At 64.7% G+C, this 1990-nt stretch carries 2 protein-coding genes and 2 pseudogenes; 2 read left to right on the top strand and 2 right to left on the bottom strand.

The window, feature by feature from the left end:
* Positions 1–78 (top strand): annotated as a pseudogene (locus WAN02_RS18220) (50S ribosomal protein L30); the annotation flags it as partial.
* Complete coding sequence (rplO, locus tag WAN02_RS18215; RefSeq protein WP_422265649.1) at positions 75–515, top strand: 50S ribosomal protein L15; 441 nt, start codon at positions 75–77, stop codon at positions 513–515. The pseudogene WAN02_RS18220 and the gene rplO, both read left to right, overlap by 4 nt.
* Positions 516–521: 6 nt before the next feature.
* Here rplO and WAN02_RS18210 read toward each other — a convergent pair whose 3' ends face one another.
* Positions 522–1754, bottom strand: a complete 1233-nt coding sequence (locus tag WAN02_RS18210) for a serine hydrolase domain-containing protein (protein WP_422265648.1) — start codon at positions 1752–1754, stop codon at positions 522–524.
* A gap of 65 nt (positions 1755–1819) precedes the next feature.
* A pseudogene (locus WAN02_RS18205) lies at positions 1820–1990 on the bottom strand (LLM class F420-dependent oxidoreductase); the annotation flags it as partial.

Genomic DNA, 1990 nt, shown 5'->3' with positions numbered 1-1990 from the left:
CCGCAGACCCGCGGGCTGATCGCGGCCGTCCGTCACCTCATCGAGGTCGAGCCGGCTGAGGGAGGTAGCACCAAATGACCATCAAACTGCACGACCTGCGTCCCGCGCCGGGTTCGAAAACCAAGCGCACCCGCGTCGGTCGCGGTGAGGGCTCCAAGGGTAAGACCGCCGGTCGCGGTACCAAAGGCACCAAGGCCCGCAAGAACGTGCCGTCCACCTTCGAGGGTGGGCAGATGCCGATTCACATGCGGCTGCCCAAGCTGAAGGGGTTCCGTAACCGCTTCCGCACCGAATACGAGGTCGTCAACGTCGGCGACATCAATCGCCTCTTCCCGAAGGGCGGTTCGGTCGGACTCGACGAGCTGGTGGCCAAGGGAGCGGTTCGCAAGAACACACTCGTCAAGGTCCTCGGTGACGGAAAGTTGGCCGTCAAGGTCAACGTCACCGCTCACAAGTTCAGCGGCAGCGCGCGGGAGAAGATCACCGCGGCGGGTGGCTCAGCCACCGAGCTTTAAGGCTCGCTACTTCTGCGGCCGTGCGCCCAGCACGTCGCGGAACAGGGCTTGGCGCACCGCGAGTTCGCGCGGGTCGCTGACCAGGTGGAAACCCAACCGGTTCATCACATAGCCGAAGCCGACTCCAGTGTCGGGATCGGCGAAGCCAAACGAGCCGCCGAAACCCGGTGTGCCGAAGGCTTTGTCGGACGATCCGAACTCACACAACGACGCCGGCTTTGACAGCCCCAGCGAATAGACGACGTCGACGTGCAGCACCCGGTCGCGCGGCCCGCGGCTTGGTGCGGTGGGCTCGGCGATGAGCTCGTCTCGCACGTTTGTCGTCAGGCCGAGCGCTGCATCCCCGGCAGCGGCGGCACCATAAAGCTTTGCAACAGCATTGGCCGTCCCGATTCCGTTGGCTGACGGGATCTCGATGGCACGTACGTCGTCGCGGTTGTAGTCGCCGTTCCAGGGCACGACGCCGCGCGGCAGGGAACCGGCGCGGGCGAGCAGCCCGAAGGGGTTGAACGACGCGGCGGCCAGTGCGGCCGGCAGGGTGTTGAGGTGCAATACGGCTTCCGCGCGCGGCCAGTTGTGCAAGTGCGCTACGCGTTCGTGCGGCACCGAATCCGGAAGTCCGATATAAAGATCCAACCCGAGCGGGCCCGCGACTTCGTCAGCGAAGAAGCGGCCCAGTGTGCGGCCGGCCGGGTCGGTGCGACGAATAAGCTCGGATTCGTACCAGCCCAGTGTGATTGCGTGGTATCCGTGCCGGGTGCCCGGAGGCCATGCCGGCTTCTGTGCCGCGAGCATCGCTGAAAGCCGAGGCGGATCGGCGACATCCTGTATGGTCGGCGCTGGTTTCAGCACGCACAGTCCGGCCTGGTGGCCGAGTAGTTGCCGGACGGTCACATCAGCTTTGCCAGCCTGCGCGAACTCCGGCCAGTGGTCGACAATCTTGTCGTCGTAGCCGAACAATCCGCGCGATACCGCCAGCGCAACAGCAAGGGCGGCAATGCCTTTGGTCGTCGAAAACATGTTGACCATGGTGTCGCGCTGCCACGGTGTCTTGGCCAAGCCATTGCGATAGCCGCCCCACAGGTCGACCACCTTGACGCCGTTGCGATAGACCGCGACGGCGGCGCCGACTTCATCCCCGGCCACGAAGTTGGCGCGAAATGCATCGGCGACTTTGCCATAACCCTCGTCGACGTCTCCGCCGATGAGCTCGGGCGGTACCTTAACTTTGAGAACCATTGAATGGTTATACCGCGATGCGGCCCCATGCAACGGAAAACTCGGGCACTGGCCGTTGGCAATGATCAGCGCAGCTGCGGAATCACCTCTGCGGCAAGGCGTTCCATCTGCTTACGATCCTCGGCGACATCGCGGCCGACCGGATTGAGCAGGATCGTCTGGGCGCCGGCGTCGATGACTTCGCGCAGGCCGCCGGCGACATCGTCGACGGTGCCGGACACCGGAACGTCCTCGAT

It is taken from the genome of Mycobacterium sp., assembly GCF_049281135.1.
Classification (GTDB): domain Bacteria; phylum Actinomycetota; class Actinomycetes; order Mycobacteriales; family Mycobacteriaceae; genus Mycobacterium.
This window is presented reverse-complemented; position numbering and strand designations above follow the sequence as displayed.

What these genes read in the sequence shown, in the direction of transcription:
- rplO (WP_422265649.1), top strand. Translation starts at nt 75, where the DNA reads ATGACCATCAAACTGCACGACCTGCGTCCCGCGCCGGGTTCGAAAACC.
- WAN02_RS18210 (WP_422265648.1), bottom strand. Translation starts at nt 1,754, where the DNA reads ATGGTTCTCAAAGTTAAGGTACCGCCCGAGCTCATCGGCGGAGACGTC.